This window comes from Amycolatopsis sp. CFH S0740 (assembly GCF_004522315.1).
GTDB lineage: Bacteria > Actinomycetota > Actinomycetes > Mycobacteriales > Pseudonocardiaceae > Amycolatopsis > Amycolatopsis nivea.
In genome coordinates this window covers 203,103-217,011 of record NZ_SDLS01000003.1, presented here as the reverse complement: position 1 = coordinate 217,011, position 13,909 = coordinate 203,103, and the positions used below count along the sequence as shown (strand labels likewise).

Here is a 13,909-nt window from a genome sequence, read left to right as displayed (position 1 = left end):
GGCATCACCGATGCTGCCGGGGGTCGCGCGGCTCCAAGCTGGAGTCATGAGACTACGCGTAATTGCGATCGTCGCGGCGATGCTCGCCGTGGTCGGGGCGGGGACAGCGCAGGCGGCACCGAGATTGGCGTTGCCGCGGCCTGGCGGGGCCAGCCCGGTCGGGACTACTGCCTTTCACTTCACCGACACTTCCCGCGCGGATCCGTGGGTTCCTTCGCAGCGGCGGGAAATGATGGTGACGCTGTGGTATCCGGCGCAGTATCCCGGATGGCGGCCCACGCAGTACCTCACTCAGCGAGAGTCGGAGCTGATGGTGAAGGAGCTGGGCGATAAGTCAGTGCCGGAGGACGCGCTGACGAAGGTGCGGACACATTCCACTGTGGACGCTCTGCCGCAGTTCCGGCGGATGCCGTTGGTGGTGTTGTCGCCTGGGTTCACGTTGCCGCGCGCGACGTTGTCGTCGTTGGCGGAGGAGCTGGCCAGCCGCGGGTATGTCGTGGCGGGGCTCGGGCACAACTACGAGTCGACGGCGATCACCTTCCCGGACGGGCATACGACGGAATGCGTGGCATGCGCTGCGAAGGACTGGGTGAAACTTGTTCAAACCCGGGCGGCGGACGTGTCGTTCGTACTCGATCGGCTCGTGGGCCGGAATCCGGTGTGGGGCGGCGGGCGGCTGATCGACGCGCGGCGGATCGCGATGGTCGGGCATTCGATCGGCGGAGCCAGCACGGCACCGGCGATGCTGGCCGACCGGCGGATCCGCGCCGGGGCAATGCTGGACGGCATGTACTACCTCCCGGTGACCGGGCTGGATCGGCCGTTTCTGCAGTTCGGAGCGCCGGTGCACGAGCCGGGCGGGACGGTCGATCCGTCGTGGGACTCGGCATGGAGAGAGATGACCGGATGGAAACGGTGGATCACCGTCGACGACGGGGAACACAGCATGTTCACTGATCAGCTGCTGCTCTGCCAGCAGGCCGGGGTGCCGGTGCCGGGACTGAAGATCGATCCGCTGCGGGCGGTCCGGGTCAGCGAGGCGTACCTGACCGCGTTCCTGGACGAGCACCTGCGCGGGGTGCCCCAGCGGCTGCTGGACGGGCCGTCGCCGCGGTACCCCGAAGTGCGGTTTTGGGGCTGAGGCGCTTTCCCGACGAAGTCCGCGGAATTTCTTCGCAACCCCCTCCAGCGGTGTGCGTCTCTATAGGCAAAGGGAAAGCCAAGCGCTGGTCAGGGGAGAATTGAAATGCTCAGGAAGACTGTCAAATTGGCCACCGTCGGAGCGGCTCTCGGTGCGGTCGCACTGCTTTCCGCGTGCTCTGGCCAGAATTCGGCAGCCCCGGCGAGCAACCAATCCGCCCCGGTCAACGTCGCGGCGAAAAGCCAGGTGCAGCAGCCGGAAACGCCAGTGAAAAAGGGCGGCAGCGGCGGTGGCGGGGCCAGTGCGGAGGACGTTAATTGCAGCACCCTCGGTGGACCGGTCGGACCGCGCAAGGTTGATTTGATCGCGGACGAAACCAAGGCAGGTACCGTTGGTTGCGTCGAAGCGTTCAATGTCATCACCGAATACTTCGACAATATCGACAAGGCCGTCGGATCCAACTACATGCTGACTGTCCGGGGCTGGCAGTGCCTGACCGACACCGGCGCGGAGGGCACGCACGAGATCCGCTGCGCGAAGGACGGTTTCAAGCTGCACACCACGCCGCTCAAGGACGAGAACACTCCGGACCCGCAGGACCAGGGCACGGGGTACAACGGGGTGCCGATCGACCCGCCCGCCGACCAGGACCAGGGCACCGGCTACCACGGGGTTCCGGTGGACCCGCCGAACGCGCAGGACCAGGGGACTGGGTACCAGGGCGTGCCGGTCGACAGCCCGGATCAGAACTGAGCGAGCGCGAGCTGCGGAAGGGGCCAGGCCTTGCGAGGTCTGGCCCTTTCGCGCGGCCCCCGGACTGAGTCACAGCACCGAAGCCAGACCCTCCCGCAACATCCGATACGCCGCCTCCGCCCGGGCAACAGCATCCGGATAAGTCTCATCAGCGCTTCGCCCACCGCGGATCTCCCGGGCGTTGTGGAAGCCCAAGATTCGCTGCGCCCCGAAGATCTGCGCAGCCACCAGCCGTGCGGTGAACTCGTCCGAGACACCGCACGACGCGCGCAGTTCCTCGACCAGCTCCTGTTCCTTCTCCAGCAGGTACGTGGCAAGCCGCGCCAGTAGCGCAGGCGTTGAGTACAGCAGCGTGTGGCACGTGATCGCGTCCGGCGAGTCGTTCAGGCCGGTCAGGGGGTCGCGAGCGGCCAGGCGGTCCAGGAAAGACCGTTCCAGCGCGGACAGTGCCGACACCTCAGGCAGCCGCGCACGGACGATTTCCGCGGGGCCGTTTTCGTCGACGAACTGGTGGATGACCAGGTCTTCCTTCGTCGGGAAGTACGCGAACAGCGTCGGCTTCGAGATCTCGGCCTCGGCGGCGATATCGGCCACCGACACCCCGTCGAAGCCGGATTCGCGGAACAGGCGCAGGGCCGCCGAGGCGATGGCTTCCCTCGTGCGGCGGCGTTTGAGCTCGCGCAGTCCTGACACGGCCGCCAGCCTAACCGGAACTCGAACCAGGATAAAAACTTGACTCGGTTGTATATTTAACCCAGTGAAGATACTGGAACCAGAGATCCGGGTAGAGCGCGAGTTTCTCCAGGCCTGTCACGCCGAGCTGGACCGCATGCGGGCAGAGATCAAGACCGCGATCGCGACGGGAATGGGCGAGGGCGACGCGGTCGACGACAAGTACTTCAACCACGTCCTCAGGCAGTTTCGCATCGAGATCGCCGAGGAGCTAGCGGATATCGACGACGCGCCGCTCTTCTTCGGCCGCCTCGACTATCCGCCGGGCGAGGTCTACGAGGCGGCGCGCGGGTCGCATACCCGGTCGCCCGAACATGACCTCGTTTACCTGGGCCGCAGAGGGATTCGTGACGACGACGGCGAACCTCTGGTGATCGATTGGCGGGCGCCGCTCGCGAGGGCGTTTTACGAAGCCGATCACGATCATCCGATGGGCGTGCGGGTCCGGCGGCGCTACGGATTCGACCAGGCCGGAGTGCTCAGCGCGTACGAGGACGAGCCGCTCGATCGGCCAGGCTCGTCAGAGAATCGGCTGCTCACCGCAGAGATCGAGCGGCCTCGGCAGGGGCCGATGCGCGACATCGTCGCGACGATCCAGCCGGACCAGATGCGGCTCGTTCGCGCGCCGGTCGACCGGACGATCTGCATCCAGGGCGCACCGGGCACCGGCAAAACCGCGGTGGGGCTGCATCGGCTGGCGTACCTGCTCTACACCGAGCGGGTGCGGCTGCAGAAGGCCGGCGGGGTCGCGGTGATCGGGCCGAACCGGTCGTTTCTCGCGTACATCGCGGGCGTGCTTCCGGCCCTCGGCGAGGTGGCGGTTTCCCAAGCCACGATTGACGAACTGACCGGGGCGGGCCAGTCAGCCGAGTACGTCGACGATCCGCGGACGGCGCGCATCAAGGGCGACGTCCGGATGGCGGAGGTCGTCCGGCGGCACGTGTGGGCGCGGATCCGGCCGGTCGACCGGACGCTCGAGGTGAAGTACCAGCACCGGACCTGGCGGTTGTATCCCGAGGACATCGCCGAGGAACTCACGGAAATCCTCAGCCGCGGCGCGGATTACAGCGCGGGGCGCGAATTGCTGGCCCAGCGGCTCGCCCATCGGGTCCTGCGCGAGATGGAGCGGTCCGGCGGCACGAGCGCGACCCTCCATCAGCTTCGCCGCAATGCCGCGATCAACAAGGCGGTCCGGGACATGTGGCCTGCCGTCGAGCCCGCGCGGTTGGTCTACGACTTGCTAACCGATAACGCACTTCTCGCCGAAGCGGCCGACGGAATCCTTAGTGCTGAGGAACAGGAAGCGCTCATCCGTCCGCGTCCGCGCAGTCGCAAGGCGATGACCTGGTCGACGCTCGATCTCGCGTTGCTGGACGAGGTCGCGGCGCTGATCGAGCGGCCGGCGAAGCTCGGGCACGTCGTGGTCGACGAGGCGCAGGACCTCAGCCCGATGCATCTGCGGGCGATCGCACGCCGGCTGGCTGGTGCGTGCACGGTTCTCGGCGACGTCGCACAGGCGACCAGTCCGTCCGCGGTCCGCGATTGGACGACCGTGCTGACCCATCTAGACCGGCCCGGCGGGCGGATCGAAGAACTCACGCACGGCTACCGCGTTCCGGCGGATGTCCTCGACTTCGCTGCCCGGCTGCTCCCGCACATCGCGCCGGAGCTGCGGAGTCCCACGTCGTTCCGGCATTCCGCAGATGCCTTGCACCTGACCGAAACCGACGAGACGATCGCCGCTGCGGCCGATGCTTGCGAGACGGCCCTGCAGCAGGAAGGGTCGATCGGGCTGCTGGCCGCCGACGCGGACATCCCCGAATTGCACCGCGTCCTCACCGAGCGCGGGCTGGACCACACGGTGTTGGGTACCGAGGGGACAGCCCGGATCACGCTGGCACCGGTGAGTTTGGCGAAGGGACTGGAGTACGACACGGTCCTGGTGGTCGAACCGGCGCGCATCGTGGCGGCGGAAGAGCGTGGGCTGCAACGGTTGTACGTCGCGCTCACCCGGGCGGTCAGCACCTTGCACGTACTCCACGCGGACCCGTTGCCGGAGCCGTTGCTGGCTCAGACCGCGGCGGTCTGACGGCGCGTCGAGTAGCACTGCCAGCCCAGAAAACCCAGGGCCAGCAGCAAGTAGCTGTTGCCGATCACGTGCTCGACCGGTCCCCAGGACAGCTCCAGGTATCCGTTCTTCGGCAGCCACGAATGCGGGGCGATCACGAAAATCGCCGCCACGGCAGCCAAACCGGCGACCGCGGTCCGGGTGTGCGCGCGAGCGGCGAACAGCACGATCGCGGGCACGATCCACACCCAGTGGTGCGACCACGAAATCGGCGAACACACCAGAATCGCCGCCGCGTTGAGCAGGAACGCCATCGACGGGTCGGCGCGCAGCATGGCGGGAACGGTCAGCGCGAGCGCGGCCAGGGTCAGCACCGCGACCAGGATCAGCGTCGGCGTTTCGGCGAGCCCGAACCGGTGCACCGCGCCCTGGATGGTCTGGTTTGTCGCGAAAATCGATCCGCTCATCCCGGACGCGCCGGTCAATCCGCCGCCGAACCAGTACTTCATCGACGCTTCCGGCGCGATCACGAACCCGGCCGCGCCGGCGAGCACGAACGTGACCACCGTGGTCAGTGCCGCCCGGAAGTCCCTTTTCAGCAGGAAGAACAGCAGGAATCCGGCCGGGGTGATCTTCATGGCGGCGGCGAGGCCCAGCAGGACGCCGCGGGGCAGCCGGGTCCGGGGGCCGAGGCAGTCGATCACCACGAGAGCCATCAGCAGGAGGTTGATCTGCCCGAACCACAACGTCTCGCGGACCGGTTCGAACGCCAGCGAACCAGCCCCGATCACGAGTGCCGCCAGCATCGCGGTCCGCCGCCCGGCATGGGGCCGGACCACGACGTAGACCGTCCCGCACAGGCACGCCAGTGAGACGGCGAGCATCAGCATCGCGCCCAACGGCAACGGCATCGCGGCGAACACCAGGAACACGACGGCCGCGAACGGCGGGTAGATGAACGGCAGGATCAGCCCGGCGCGGGTCGGCGGGAGCGGACCGTAGACGTCCTCACCCTGGGCCAGCGCCCGCGCGCCGGACCGGTAGATCTCCAGGTCGAGCGGCCACATCGTGCAGACGAGCCACAGAATCGTCACTGCCACCGCCACCGAGGCGAGGACCAGCAGGAACACCGCCGGACGACGGGTGCCGGCGTCGTCTAGCCACCGGCGCAGCGCGACAGCGGGGGGCCGGATGGAAGTCACTCCGCGATCATGCCGGTGCGATCACCCGTTCGCGCAGTGGGGGCGAGACCAGGCGACCTCGTCGACCGCGAGCCACGGCGCGTTCGCGGCGGCGGAGGGGGTGACCCCGGCGAAGGCTTTGACCTCGTGGTGCAGGTGCGACTGGTCGACGTAGCCGCTCTCCGCCGCCACCAAAGCGGGACTTTCGCCCGCGGCGAGCCGGTGCACCGCGTGGTCGAACCGGACCAGTTGCGCCGCGCGTTTCGGGCTGAGCCCGAACTGGCTCCGGAACCGGGACCACAGACGTTTCCGGCTCCATCCGGTCTCGTCGGCCAGCTGCTCGATCCGCACCTGACCGTGGTGCGCGTCCATCCGCCGCCAGGCGAAGGCAACTTCCGGATCGACCGTGCGACCGGCCTCGTACCGCTTGCCCAAAGCGGCTTCCACCAGGGCGAACCGGTCGTTCCAGGAGTCGAGCGCGCGCAGCTGGCCGGACAGTTCGGTGGGCCAGACGTCCTCGAGGGACACGACCTCGCCGCTCAACTCCGTCCCGAGCACCGCGTGTGCGACCTCGGGCGACAGCCGGATCTGCACGCATTCGATGTCCTGCCCGCGCACGCGCATCCCGTGCGGCACAAGTCCGGCGACAACGCTGCCGCGCGCCACGTCGTTGACGAGCAGCTTTTCGCGCAGGTTGAGAAACAGCGTGACGGCCGGGTACGGGACCACTGTCAGGTCCACCTGGTCGACGGTGTCGCCGACGAATCCGGCCATCCGCACCCCGGGGAGCCGGAGCGGCCGGGACGGCACGGCGATGCCCCACACCGCTGGTCCGTCGCGAGCCCACTCGGCTGGTCGCATGCCGCCATCGTAGACAAATTCGCCTGCGCGACATTTCTCCAAGACCGGCCGCCACTGCCCCGACCAGGCTGAACGGGTACCGGAAAGGGGATCCGTGATGATGAATTCCGCTGTTGAACTCGCCGCCGCGATCCGCGCGAAGGAGGTGAGCCCGGTCGAGGTCGCCGAGTGCTACCTCGCCCGCATCGCCGAGCTGGATCCGAAGTTCAACGCCTTCTGCTTCCGCGCCGACGACGAGGTCCGCGCCGCGGCGAAAGCCGCCGCCGACGCTGTGGTGCGGTGCGCGCCGGAGGAACTGCCGCCGTTCCACGGGGTTCCGCTGCCGATCAAGGACCTCGTCAACGTCGCCGGCTGGCCGACCACTTACGGTTCGCTGGCCACCGACCGTTCCCCGCAGCCCAAGTCGGACCCGATCGTGCAGCGGTTCACCGACGCGGGTTTCCTCCCGCTCGGCAAGACCACGACGTCGGAATTCGGCGCGGTGCCCTTCACCGAGAGCGAGGCGCAGGGCATCTCGCGCAACCCGTGGGACCCGGACCGCACGCCCGGCGGTTCGTCGAGCGGCGCGGGGGTCGCCGTCATCGCCGGAATGGCCCCGGTCGCGCACGCGGAGGACGGCGGCGGGTCGATCCGCATCCCGGCGTCGTGCACCGGTCTCGTCGGGCTGAAGCCGACCCGCGGCCTGGTCACGAACGCCGTGGTGGAGGTCGAGGGCTTCGCGACCAGCGGCGTCGTCAGCCGGACGCTGGCCGACACCGCGGCCGCGCTGGACGTCCTCACGCGGCACGACCCGGGCGCGTGGTGGTCGCAACCGACGCCCGCCCAGTCGCTTGCCGACGCGCTGAACACCGAACCCCCGGCTCGCCTGCGGATCGGTGTCCTCACCACCTCGCTGATCGACGGCATCGAGGTCGACCCGGCCTGTCTGACCGCGGTCGACAAAACCCTTCGCGCGCTGGAGGAAGCCGGACACCACATCGTCGACAAGCCGCTTCCGCTGCCGACGTCCGCGGAGCTGCTTTCGACATTCCTGAAAGTCTGGAACGTCGCCAGCGCAGGTGTCCCGGTAATCGACCCGGACCGCATCGAACCGCACAACCGGGCACAGCGCGAAGCCGCGAAGTCGGTCGATTCCTGGACGTACGCGGAGAGCGTGCACCAGACCCAGGTGTTCTCCCGCCGCATTGTCGAGGCCTTCGTCGGCAGCTTCGATCTGCTGGTCACGCCGACCATGGCGTGTCTCCCGCCGAAGGTCGGCGCGTGGCGAGCGAGCGGAAATCCGGTGGTGGCCGCGTATCCGATGGGCGTGTTCACGTCGCTGTTCAACGTGACCGGCCAGCCCGCGATCTCCCTCCCGCTGCACCACGACGCGGCCAGCGGCCTGCCGGTCGGCGTCCAACTGGTGGCCGCGCCCTGGCGGGAAGACCTGCTGCTGCAGGTCTCCCGCACCCTGGAACAGGCGCTGCCCTGGACCGACCGGCGGCCGCCGCTCGACTAGCCCACGTAGGCGGCCAGGTGCTTCCCGGTCAGCGTCCGCTTCTTCTTCACCAGCTCGGCGGGCGTCCCCTCGAAGACCACCTGGCCGCCGTCGTGGCCGGCCCCGGGGCCGAGGTCGATGATCCAGTCGGCGTGCGCCATCACGGCCTGGTGGTGCTCGATGACGATCACCGACTTGCCCGATTCGACGAGGTGGTCCAGCAGCCCGAGCAGCTGTTCCACGTCGGCGAGGTGCAGGCCGGTGGTCGGCTCGTCGAGGATGTAGACACCGCCGTTCGACCCCATGTGCGTGGCCAGCTTCAGCCGCTGCCGCTCGCCGCCGGACAGCGTGGTCAGCGGCTGGCCGAGGGTCAGGTAGCCGAGTCCGACCTGTTCCATCCGTTCGAGAATCCGGTGCGCGGCCGGGGTTTTCGCGTCGCCGTCGGCGAAGAACGCGGTGGCCTGGGCGACCGACATCGCGAGCACCTCGCTGATGTCCCGTCCGCCGAAGTGGTACTCCAGCACCGAGGCGTCGAACCGCTTGCCCTCGCAGACCTCGCAGGTGGTGGCCACTCCGGCCATCATCCCGAGGTCGGTGTAGATGACGCCGTTGCCGTTGCAGTTCGGGCACGCGCCCTCGGAGTTGGCGCTGAACAGCGCGGGCTTCACGTTGTTGGCCTTGGCGAAGGCCTTGCGGATCGGTTCGAGCAGCCCGGTGTAGGTCGCCGGGTTGCTCCGCCGCGAACCGCGGATCGGGGCCTGGTCCACCGACACGACGTCATCGGATTCCCGGATCGACCCGTGGATCAGCGAGCTCTTGCCGGATCCGGCGACCCCGGTGATCACGCACAGCACGCCGAGCGGGATGTCGACGTCCACGTCCTGCAGGTTGTGCGTGTTCGCGCCGCGGATTTCCAGCACGCCCGTGCGCTCCCGCACCGACGGCTTGAGCGAGGCACGGTCGTCCAAATGCTTGCCGGTCAACGTCTTGCTCGCGCGCAGACCGTCCACAGTGCCCTCGAAACACACCGTGCCGCCGTTCGTGCCCGCGCCCGGCCCGAGGTCGACCACGTGGTCGGCGATCGCGATCGCCTCCGGCTTGTGCTCCACCACGAGGACGGTGTTTCCCTTGTCCCGCAAGCGGAGCAGCAGGTCGTTCATCCGCTGGATGTCGTGCGGGTGCAGGCCGATGGTGGGCTCGTCGAAGACGTACGTGACGTCGGTGAGCGACGAGCCGAGGTGCCGGACCATCTTCACCCGCTGCGCCTCGCCGCCGGACAGCGTGCCCGCCGGCCGGTCCAGCGACAGGTAGCCGAGACCGATCTCCACGAACGATTCGAGCGTCTCGTGCAGCGATTTGAGCAGCGGCGCGACCGACGGGTCGGACAGCTTCCCGACCCAGTCGGCGAGGTCGCTGATCTGCATCGCGCATACGTCGGCGATGCTCATCCCGTCGATCTTGGACGACCGCGCCAGCTCGCTCAGCCGCGTCCCGTCGCATTCCGGGCACGTCGCGAAGGTGACCGCGCGGTCCACGAACGCGCGGATGTGCGGCTGCATCGCCTCGACGTCCTTGGACAGATACGACTTCTGGATCCGCAGCACCAGACCCTCGTAGGTCATGTTGATGCCTTCGATCTTCATCCGCGTCGGTTCCTTGTACAGGAAGTCCTGCAGCTCGCGCTTCGTGTACTTGCGGATCGGCTTGTCCGGGTCGACCAGCCCGGACCCGGTGTAGAGCCGGTAGTTCCAGCCGCCCGGGGTGTAGCCGGGGATGGTCAGCGCGCCCTCGGCGAGCGACTTCGAGTCGTCGTACAGCTGGGAGAGGTCGATGTCGTTGATCGAACCGCGGCCCTCGCAGCGCGGGCACATGCCGCCGGTGACGCTGAAGCTGCGCCGCTCCTTGATCTCCTTCCCGGCGCGCCGCACGGTGACCGCGCCCGCGCCGCTGATCGAGGCGACGTTGAACGAGAACGCCTGCGACGACCCGATGTGCGGGGTGCCGAGCCTGCTGAACAGGATCCGCAGCATCGCGTTGGCGTCGGTGGCGGTGCCGACCGTCGAGCGCGGATCGGCCCCCATCCGCTGCTGGTCGACGATGATCGCGGTGGTCAGCCCGTCGAGCACGTCGACCTCGGGACGGGCCAGCGTCGGCATGAAACCCTGCACGAAACTGCTGTAGGTCTCGTTGATCAGCCGCTGCGATTCGGCCGCGATCGTGCTGAACACCAGCGAGCTCTTGCCCGAGCCGGACACCCCGGTGAACACCGTCAGCCGGCGCTTCGGGAGTTCGACGCTGACGTCCTTGAGGTTGTTCACGCGGGCGCCCTGCACGCGGATCAGGTCATGGCTGTCCGCGGCGTGCCCCGGCGTGGTCTTCCCCTTGGCCTTGGTCATCTCTCTCCCAGTTTCTTTTCCCGGCGGTCCGGCTCGGACTGCTTCAGCTCGCTTGCTGGATGCGGATGAGGTTCCCGGCCGGGTCGCGGAACGAGCAGTCCCGGACGCCGTAGGGCTGGTCGGTGGGCTCCTGCACGACCTCGGCGTCGCTGGCCTGCAACCGGTTGAAGGTCGCGTCGACGTCCTTCGTGGCCAGGTTCAGCGCGGCGTAGGTGCCCTTGGCCATCATTTCGGTGATCATCCGGCGTTCGTCGTCGGTGAGGCCGGGGAACGCGGCGACCGGCTGCAGCACGAGCGAGGTGTCCGGCTGCCCGGGCGGGCCGACGGTAATCCAGGCCATGTCGCCGTACTTGACGTTGTTGCGCACCTCGAAGCCGAGGACGTCGCGGTAGAAGGTCAGCGTCGCTTCCGGATCGGTGTGCGGGAGGAAGCTCGCGTGAATCGTCATGTCCATGCCGATCACACTAGGTTCGCGCCGAACGGGGTGCTTCTCGATTCCTGATCGGTCGGGTGACCTGTTTGGCGACGCACGGTGCCATGCCCTCGGTCGCCCCGGTCTCCTCCTGGCGGTACACGCTCGGCGGCTTTCCGACCAGCTCGGTGAAGCGCGTGCTGAACGTCCCCAGCGACGAGAACCCGACCTCGAAACACACCTCGGTGACGCTCAGGTCGCCGCGCCGGAGCAACGCCATCGCGCGCTCGATGCGGCGGGTCATCAGATACGAATACGGCGACTCTCCGTAAGCGGCGCGGAACTGCCGGCTCAGGTGCCCGGCGGACACGTTGACGCTCCGCGCGAGCGCCTCGACGTCCAGGGGACGCGCGTACTCGCGGTCGATCCGGTCGCGCACCCGGCGCAACCGTGCGAGATCGGCCAATCGCTGCGCGTCGTCCGGTTTGCTGGTCACTTCCGAATCGTGCCACGGCGATCGCCCGAGCCCCAGCAATCCGCTCTTTCGGGCTGGTGGCCGATTCGTTCAAGACCCGCGCGCCGGACTCGTGCGACGGTTTCCGGGTGACTGTGAACTTGGAGGCCGTCGCCCCGTTCCTCGCCGGGCACGGCAGGGTGCTGGACCAGCGGCGGTTCGAGCTGCTGAACGGAAACGGACGGGCCGAGGAGGTGCTCGCGGCGGTCGCTGCCTACCGGAATCCGGACGGCGGATACGGCTGGGGTCTGGAACCGGACTTGCGCGCGCCGGAAAGCCAGCCGGGCGGCGCGCTGCACGCGTTCGAGGTGTTCGCCGATGTCGCGCCGGTGACCACGCCGCACGCGGTGCAGTTGTGCGACTGGCTGGAATCGGTGTCGTTCACCGACGGCGGGCTGCCGTTCGCGTTCCCGGTCGCGGACCCGGCCGCGTGCGCTCCCTTTTGGACCGGAGCCGATCCGACGGTGTTCTCCTTGCAGAGCACCGCGTTCGTCACGTCCGCGGCGTGGCGGGTCGCCGAACACGACCCGTCGGTCGCGGCGCATCCGTGGCTCGCGCGGGCGACCGAGACGTGCCTGCGGGCGATCCGGGAGCTCGAGGAGATGCCGCACGTCATCGAGTTGAGCTTCGCGATCCACCTGCTCGACGCCGTGCACGGCAGGTATCCGGAAGCCGATGAACTCCTGACGAAGCTGGGGAAGTTCTTGCCGGAGAGCGGAATCGTCCCGGTGCAGGGCGGTTCCGAAGGCGAGGTGCTGCGTCCGCTGGACTTCAGCCCGGTGCCCGGCCCGTCCCGGCGGCTGTTCACCGCGGAGGCGGTCGAAGCGGATCTGACCCGGTTGGAACAGGGCCAGCAGCCCGACGGCGGCTGGACGGTCGACTTCGCCAGCTTCTCCCCGGCGGCCGCGCTGGAATGGCGCGGTTACGCCACCGTCGGCGCGATCGCCAAGCTGCGCGCCAACTCGCGGCTCTAGGGCCAGAGGCGTTCGCGGACCCAGCCCGCGGGTTCGCGGCGGTAGCGGACCCGGAGGTGCTGCCGGTCGTGCGAGGCCTGCCAGAACTCCACCGATTCCGGCTGGATCAGGTAGCGCGTCCACGTTTCCGGTGCCACATCCGGGTTCTCCGCTACCCAATCCGCAGCCGCCGCGGCCGCTTCGACGAGCTTCGCCGGATCGGAAAGCACCTCCGACTGATGCCCGACGTACGCCTCGGCCCGCGACGCGGGCGGCCGAGCGAGGAAGTCGTCGGCGGACACCTCGGGCGCGGCCGGCACCACCAAGCCGCGCACCCGGACCTGGCGTCCGCGGCCAGGCCAGAAGAACGTCAGCGCCGCGCGCGGATTCGCCGCCAGCTGCTGGCCCTTCGGGCTTTCCGAACTCGTCGCGACCGCCCAGCCGTCCGCGTCGACGTTCTTCAGGATCACTACGCGAGCGTCCGGAGCCCCGTCGGCGTCCACTGTGGACAGAGTGACGGCGTGCGGGGCCAGCACGTGCTCGCCCGCCTCGGTCAGCCAGGCGAGGAACAGCTCCTCGGGCGTTTCCGGGGTGTGGTCCGGGTCGAATTCCGGGAGCTGTTCGGGAAACGACTGCCAGCCGCGCAACGAAACCATGTCACCGACCGTACGGCGGTTGCCCCGGCGGCGGGTAGTGCGGCGGCTGCGGCCCGGCCGGTCCGGCGGCGGGCGGGGGACCGGTCTGCGGCATCGGCCCGGACGGGATCTGCCCCGGGAATCCGCCGGGACCCGGTTGCGGGGGCTGACCGTAGGCGGCCTGTTGCTGCTGCCATTGCACCTGCTGGAGAGCCTCGCCCGGCTGCGGGAAACAGAACGTCAGCTTGGCCCTGATCGCGCCGTGCATCGCCGCGCCCCAGAGCTTCCCGCCGGTGAACGCGTAGGTCGCGCCCGCCTGCGGATCCACCGCGACCATCCGGGTTTCGCCGCCGAACTGGTTGCTCGTCTTCGCGCTCGCCAGCTGCGCGGCGTCCGGGTGCACGCGGCCGACGAGCCCGCAGATCACCACCGACGCGGCGGTCCAGCCGATCGTGCCCTGCACGTTGGCGCGGGCGTGCTGCGTCGCCATGCCGGTGAACTGCTGCAGCGTCGCCGCGTCGATCTCCGGATAGGCCCCGGCGACCACGCAATAGTTCATGGTGGACAGCATGATCGACTCGGTGAACAGGCCGACCGCGCACGTCACCGGTCCGATCTGGACGGTGTTGAGCCTGCCGCCGCTGCGCACCACGCGTTCGGCGACCACCTGCAGGTACTGCTCGGGCGTGAGCACGTCCGCGACCTCCCCGGGCTGAGCGGAATCCGACGTCATCGTCGCACGCGCCGCCTTCGCACGGACTTCACCGGGCATGGTTGACTGTGCCC

The 13,909-nt window shown here is 68.7% G+C and carries 13 protein-coding genes; 5 read left to right on the top strand and 8 right to left on the bottom strand.

The features are described from left to right. Positions 1-46 precede the first annotated feature (46 nt). Positions 47-1,141: an alpha/beta hydrolase gene (locus EIZ45_RS07265; RefSeq protein WP_134664661.1), complete on the top strand. Its 1,095-nt coding sequence runs from the start codon at positions 47-49 to the stop codon at positions 1,139-1,141. A gap of 105 nt (positions 1,142-1,246) precedes the next feature. Beyond that, on the top strand, positions 1,247-1,894 hold the full coding sequence (locus tag EIZ45_RS07260) for a hypothetical protein (RefSeq protein WP_134664659.1): 648 nt from the start codon (positions 1,247-1,249) through the stop codon (positions 1,892-1,894). Between the two features lie 69 nt (positions 1,895-1,963). Here the strand turns inward: EIZ45_RS07260 and EIZ45_RS07255 are convergent, their stop codons facing one another. Beyond that, a complete protein-coding gene (locus tag EIZ45_RS07255) occupies positions 1,964-2,587 on the bottom strand; it encodes a TetR/AcrR family transcriptional regulator (protein ID WP_134664657.1) in 624 nt (207 codons plus the stop codon). 64 nt (positions 2,588-2,651) lie between these two features. Here EIZ45_RS07255 and EIZ45_RS07250 point away from each other — a divergent pair, with 64 nt between their 5' ends. Further along, a complete protein-coding gene (locus tag EIZ45_RS07250) occupies positions 2,652-4,715 on the top strand; it encodes an AAA family ATPase (RefSeq protein ID WP_240690715.1) in 2,064 nt (687 codons plus the stop codon). Here EIZ45_RS07250 and EIZ45_RS07245 read toward each other — a convergent pair. After that, positions 4,697-5,896, bottom strand: a complete 1,200-nt coding sequence (locus EIZ45_RS07245; RefSeq protein ID WP_134664655.1) for a glycosyltransferase 87 family protein — start codon at positions 5,894-5,896, stop codon at positions 4,697-4,699. The genes EIZ45_RS07250 and EIZ45_RS07245 overlap by 19 nt on opposite strands. Before the next feature lie 21 nt (positions 5,897-5,917). After that, a complete protein-coding gene (locus EIZ45_RS46720) occupies positions 5,918-6,736 on the bottom strand; it encodes an AraC family transcriptional regulator (RefSeq protein WP_134664653.1) in 819 nt (272 codons plus the stop codon). A 100-nt stretch (positions 6,737-6,836) separates the two neighbouring features. On the opposite strand from EIZ45_RS46720, the gene EIZ45_RS07235 reads away from it, so the two are divergent. Next, the gene (locus EIZ45_RS07235; RefSeq protein WP_167756366.1) at positions 6,837-8,234 is read left to right on the top strand and encodes an amidase; all 1,398 of its coding nucleotides are present in this window, start codon (positions 6,837-6,839) and stop codon (positions 8,232-8,234) included. Here the strand turns inward: EIZ45_RS07235 and EIZ45_RS07230 are convergent. Genes EIZ45_RS07230 through EIZ45_RS07220 form a run of 3 tightly spaced genes read right to left on the bottom strand, consistent with a single transcriptional unit; the run spans position 8,231 to position 11,517 of the window. Next, positions 8,231-10,609: an excinuclease ABC subunit UvrA gene (locus EIZ45_RS07230; protein WP_134736034.1), complete on the bottom strand. Its 2,379-nt coding sequence runs from the start codon at positions 10,607-10,609 to the stop codon at positions 8,231-8,233. The two genes, EIZ45_RS07235 and EIZ45_RS07230, sit on opposite strands and share 4 nt — an antisense overlap. Before the next feature lie 43 nt (positions 10,610-10,652). Next, on the bottom strand, positions 10,653-11,063 hold the full coding sequence (locus EIZ45_RS07225) for a VOC family protein (protein ID WP_037809456.1): 411 nt from the start codon (positions 11,061-11,063) through the stop codon (positions 10,653-10,655). A gap of 10 nt (positions 11,064-11,073) precedes the next feature. Beyond that, on the bottom strand, positions 11,074-11,517 hold the full coding sequence (locus tag EIZ45_RS07220; protein WP_009085513.1) for a helix-turn-helix transcriptional regulator: 444 nt from the start codon (positions 11,515-11,517) through the stop codon (positions 11,074-11,076). Positions 11,518-11,624: 107 nt separating this feature from the next. On the opposite strand from EIZ45_RS07220, the gene EIZ45_RS07215 reads away from it, so the two are divergent. Then, positions 11,625-12,509: a hypothetical protein gene (locus EIZ45_RS07215; protein ID WP_167756365.1), complete on the top strand. Its 885-nt coding sequence runs from the start codon at positions 11,625-11,627 to the stop codon at positions 12,507-12,509. On the opposite strand, the gene EIZ45_RS07210 is transcribed toward EIZ45_RS07215, so the two are convergent. Both EIZ45_RS07210 and EIZ45_RS07205 read right to left on the bottom strand, forming a co-directional pair. Continuing rightward, positions 12,506-13,144, bottom strand: a complete 639-nt coding sequence (locus tag EIZ45_RS07210; protein WP_037809175.1) for a pyridoxal 5'-phosphate synthase — start codon at positions 13,142-13,144, stop codon at positions 12,506-12,508. The genes EIZ45_RS07215 and EIZ45_RS07210 overlap by 4 nt on opposite strands. Position 13,145: 1 nt before the next feature. Next, positions 13,146-13,817, bottom strand: coding sequence for a hypothetical protein (locus EIZ45_RS07205; RefSeq protein ID WP_134664711.1), 672 nt, complete (start codon positions 13,815-13,817; stop codon positions 13,146-13,148). Between the last annotated feature and the right edge of the window lie 92 nt (positions 13,818-13,909).

Coding starts and splice junctions, on each gene's coding strand:
- EIZ45_RS07225 (WP_037809456.1), bottom strand. CDS start 11,063: ATGGACATGACGATTCACGCGAGCTTCCTCCCGCACACCGATCCGGAA.
- EIZ45_RS07210 (WP_037809175.1), bottom strand. CDS start 13,144: ATGGTTTCGTTGCGCGGCTGGCAGTCGTTTCCCGAACAGCTCCCGGAA.
- EIZ45_RS07260 (WP_134664659.1), top strand. CDS start 1,247: ATGCTCAGGAAGACTGTCAAATTGGCCACCGTCGGAGCGGCTCTCGGT.
- EIZ45_RS07235 (WP_167756366.1), top strand. CDS start 6,837: ATGAATTCCGCTGTTGAACTCGCCGCCGCGATCCGCGCGAAGGAGGTG.
- EIZ45_RS46720 (WP_134664653.1), bottom strand. CDS start 6,736: ATGCGACCAGCCGAGTGGGCTCGCGACGGACCAGCGGTGTGGGGCATC.
- EIZ45_RS07230 (WP_134736034.1), bottom strand. CDS start 10,609: ATGACCAAGGCCAAGGGGAAGACCACGCCGGGGCACGCCGCGGACAGC.
- EIZ45_RS07265 (WP_134664661.1), top strand. CDS start 47: ATGAGACTACGCGTAATTGCGATCGTCGCGGCGATGCTCGCCGTGGTC.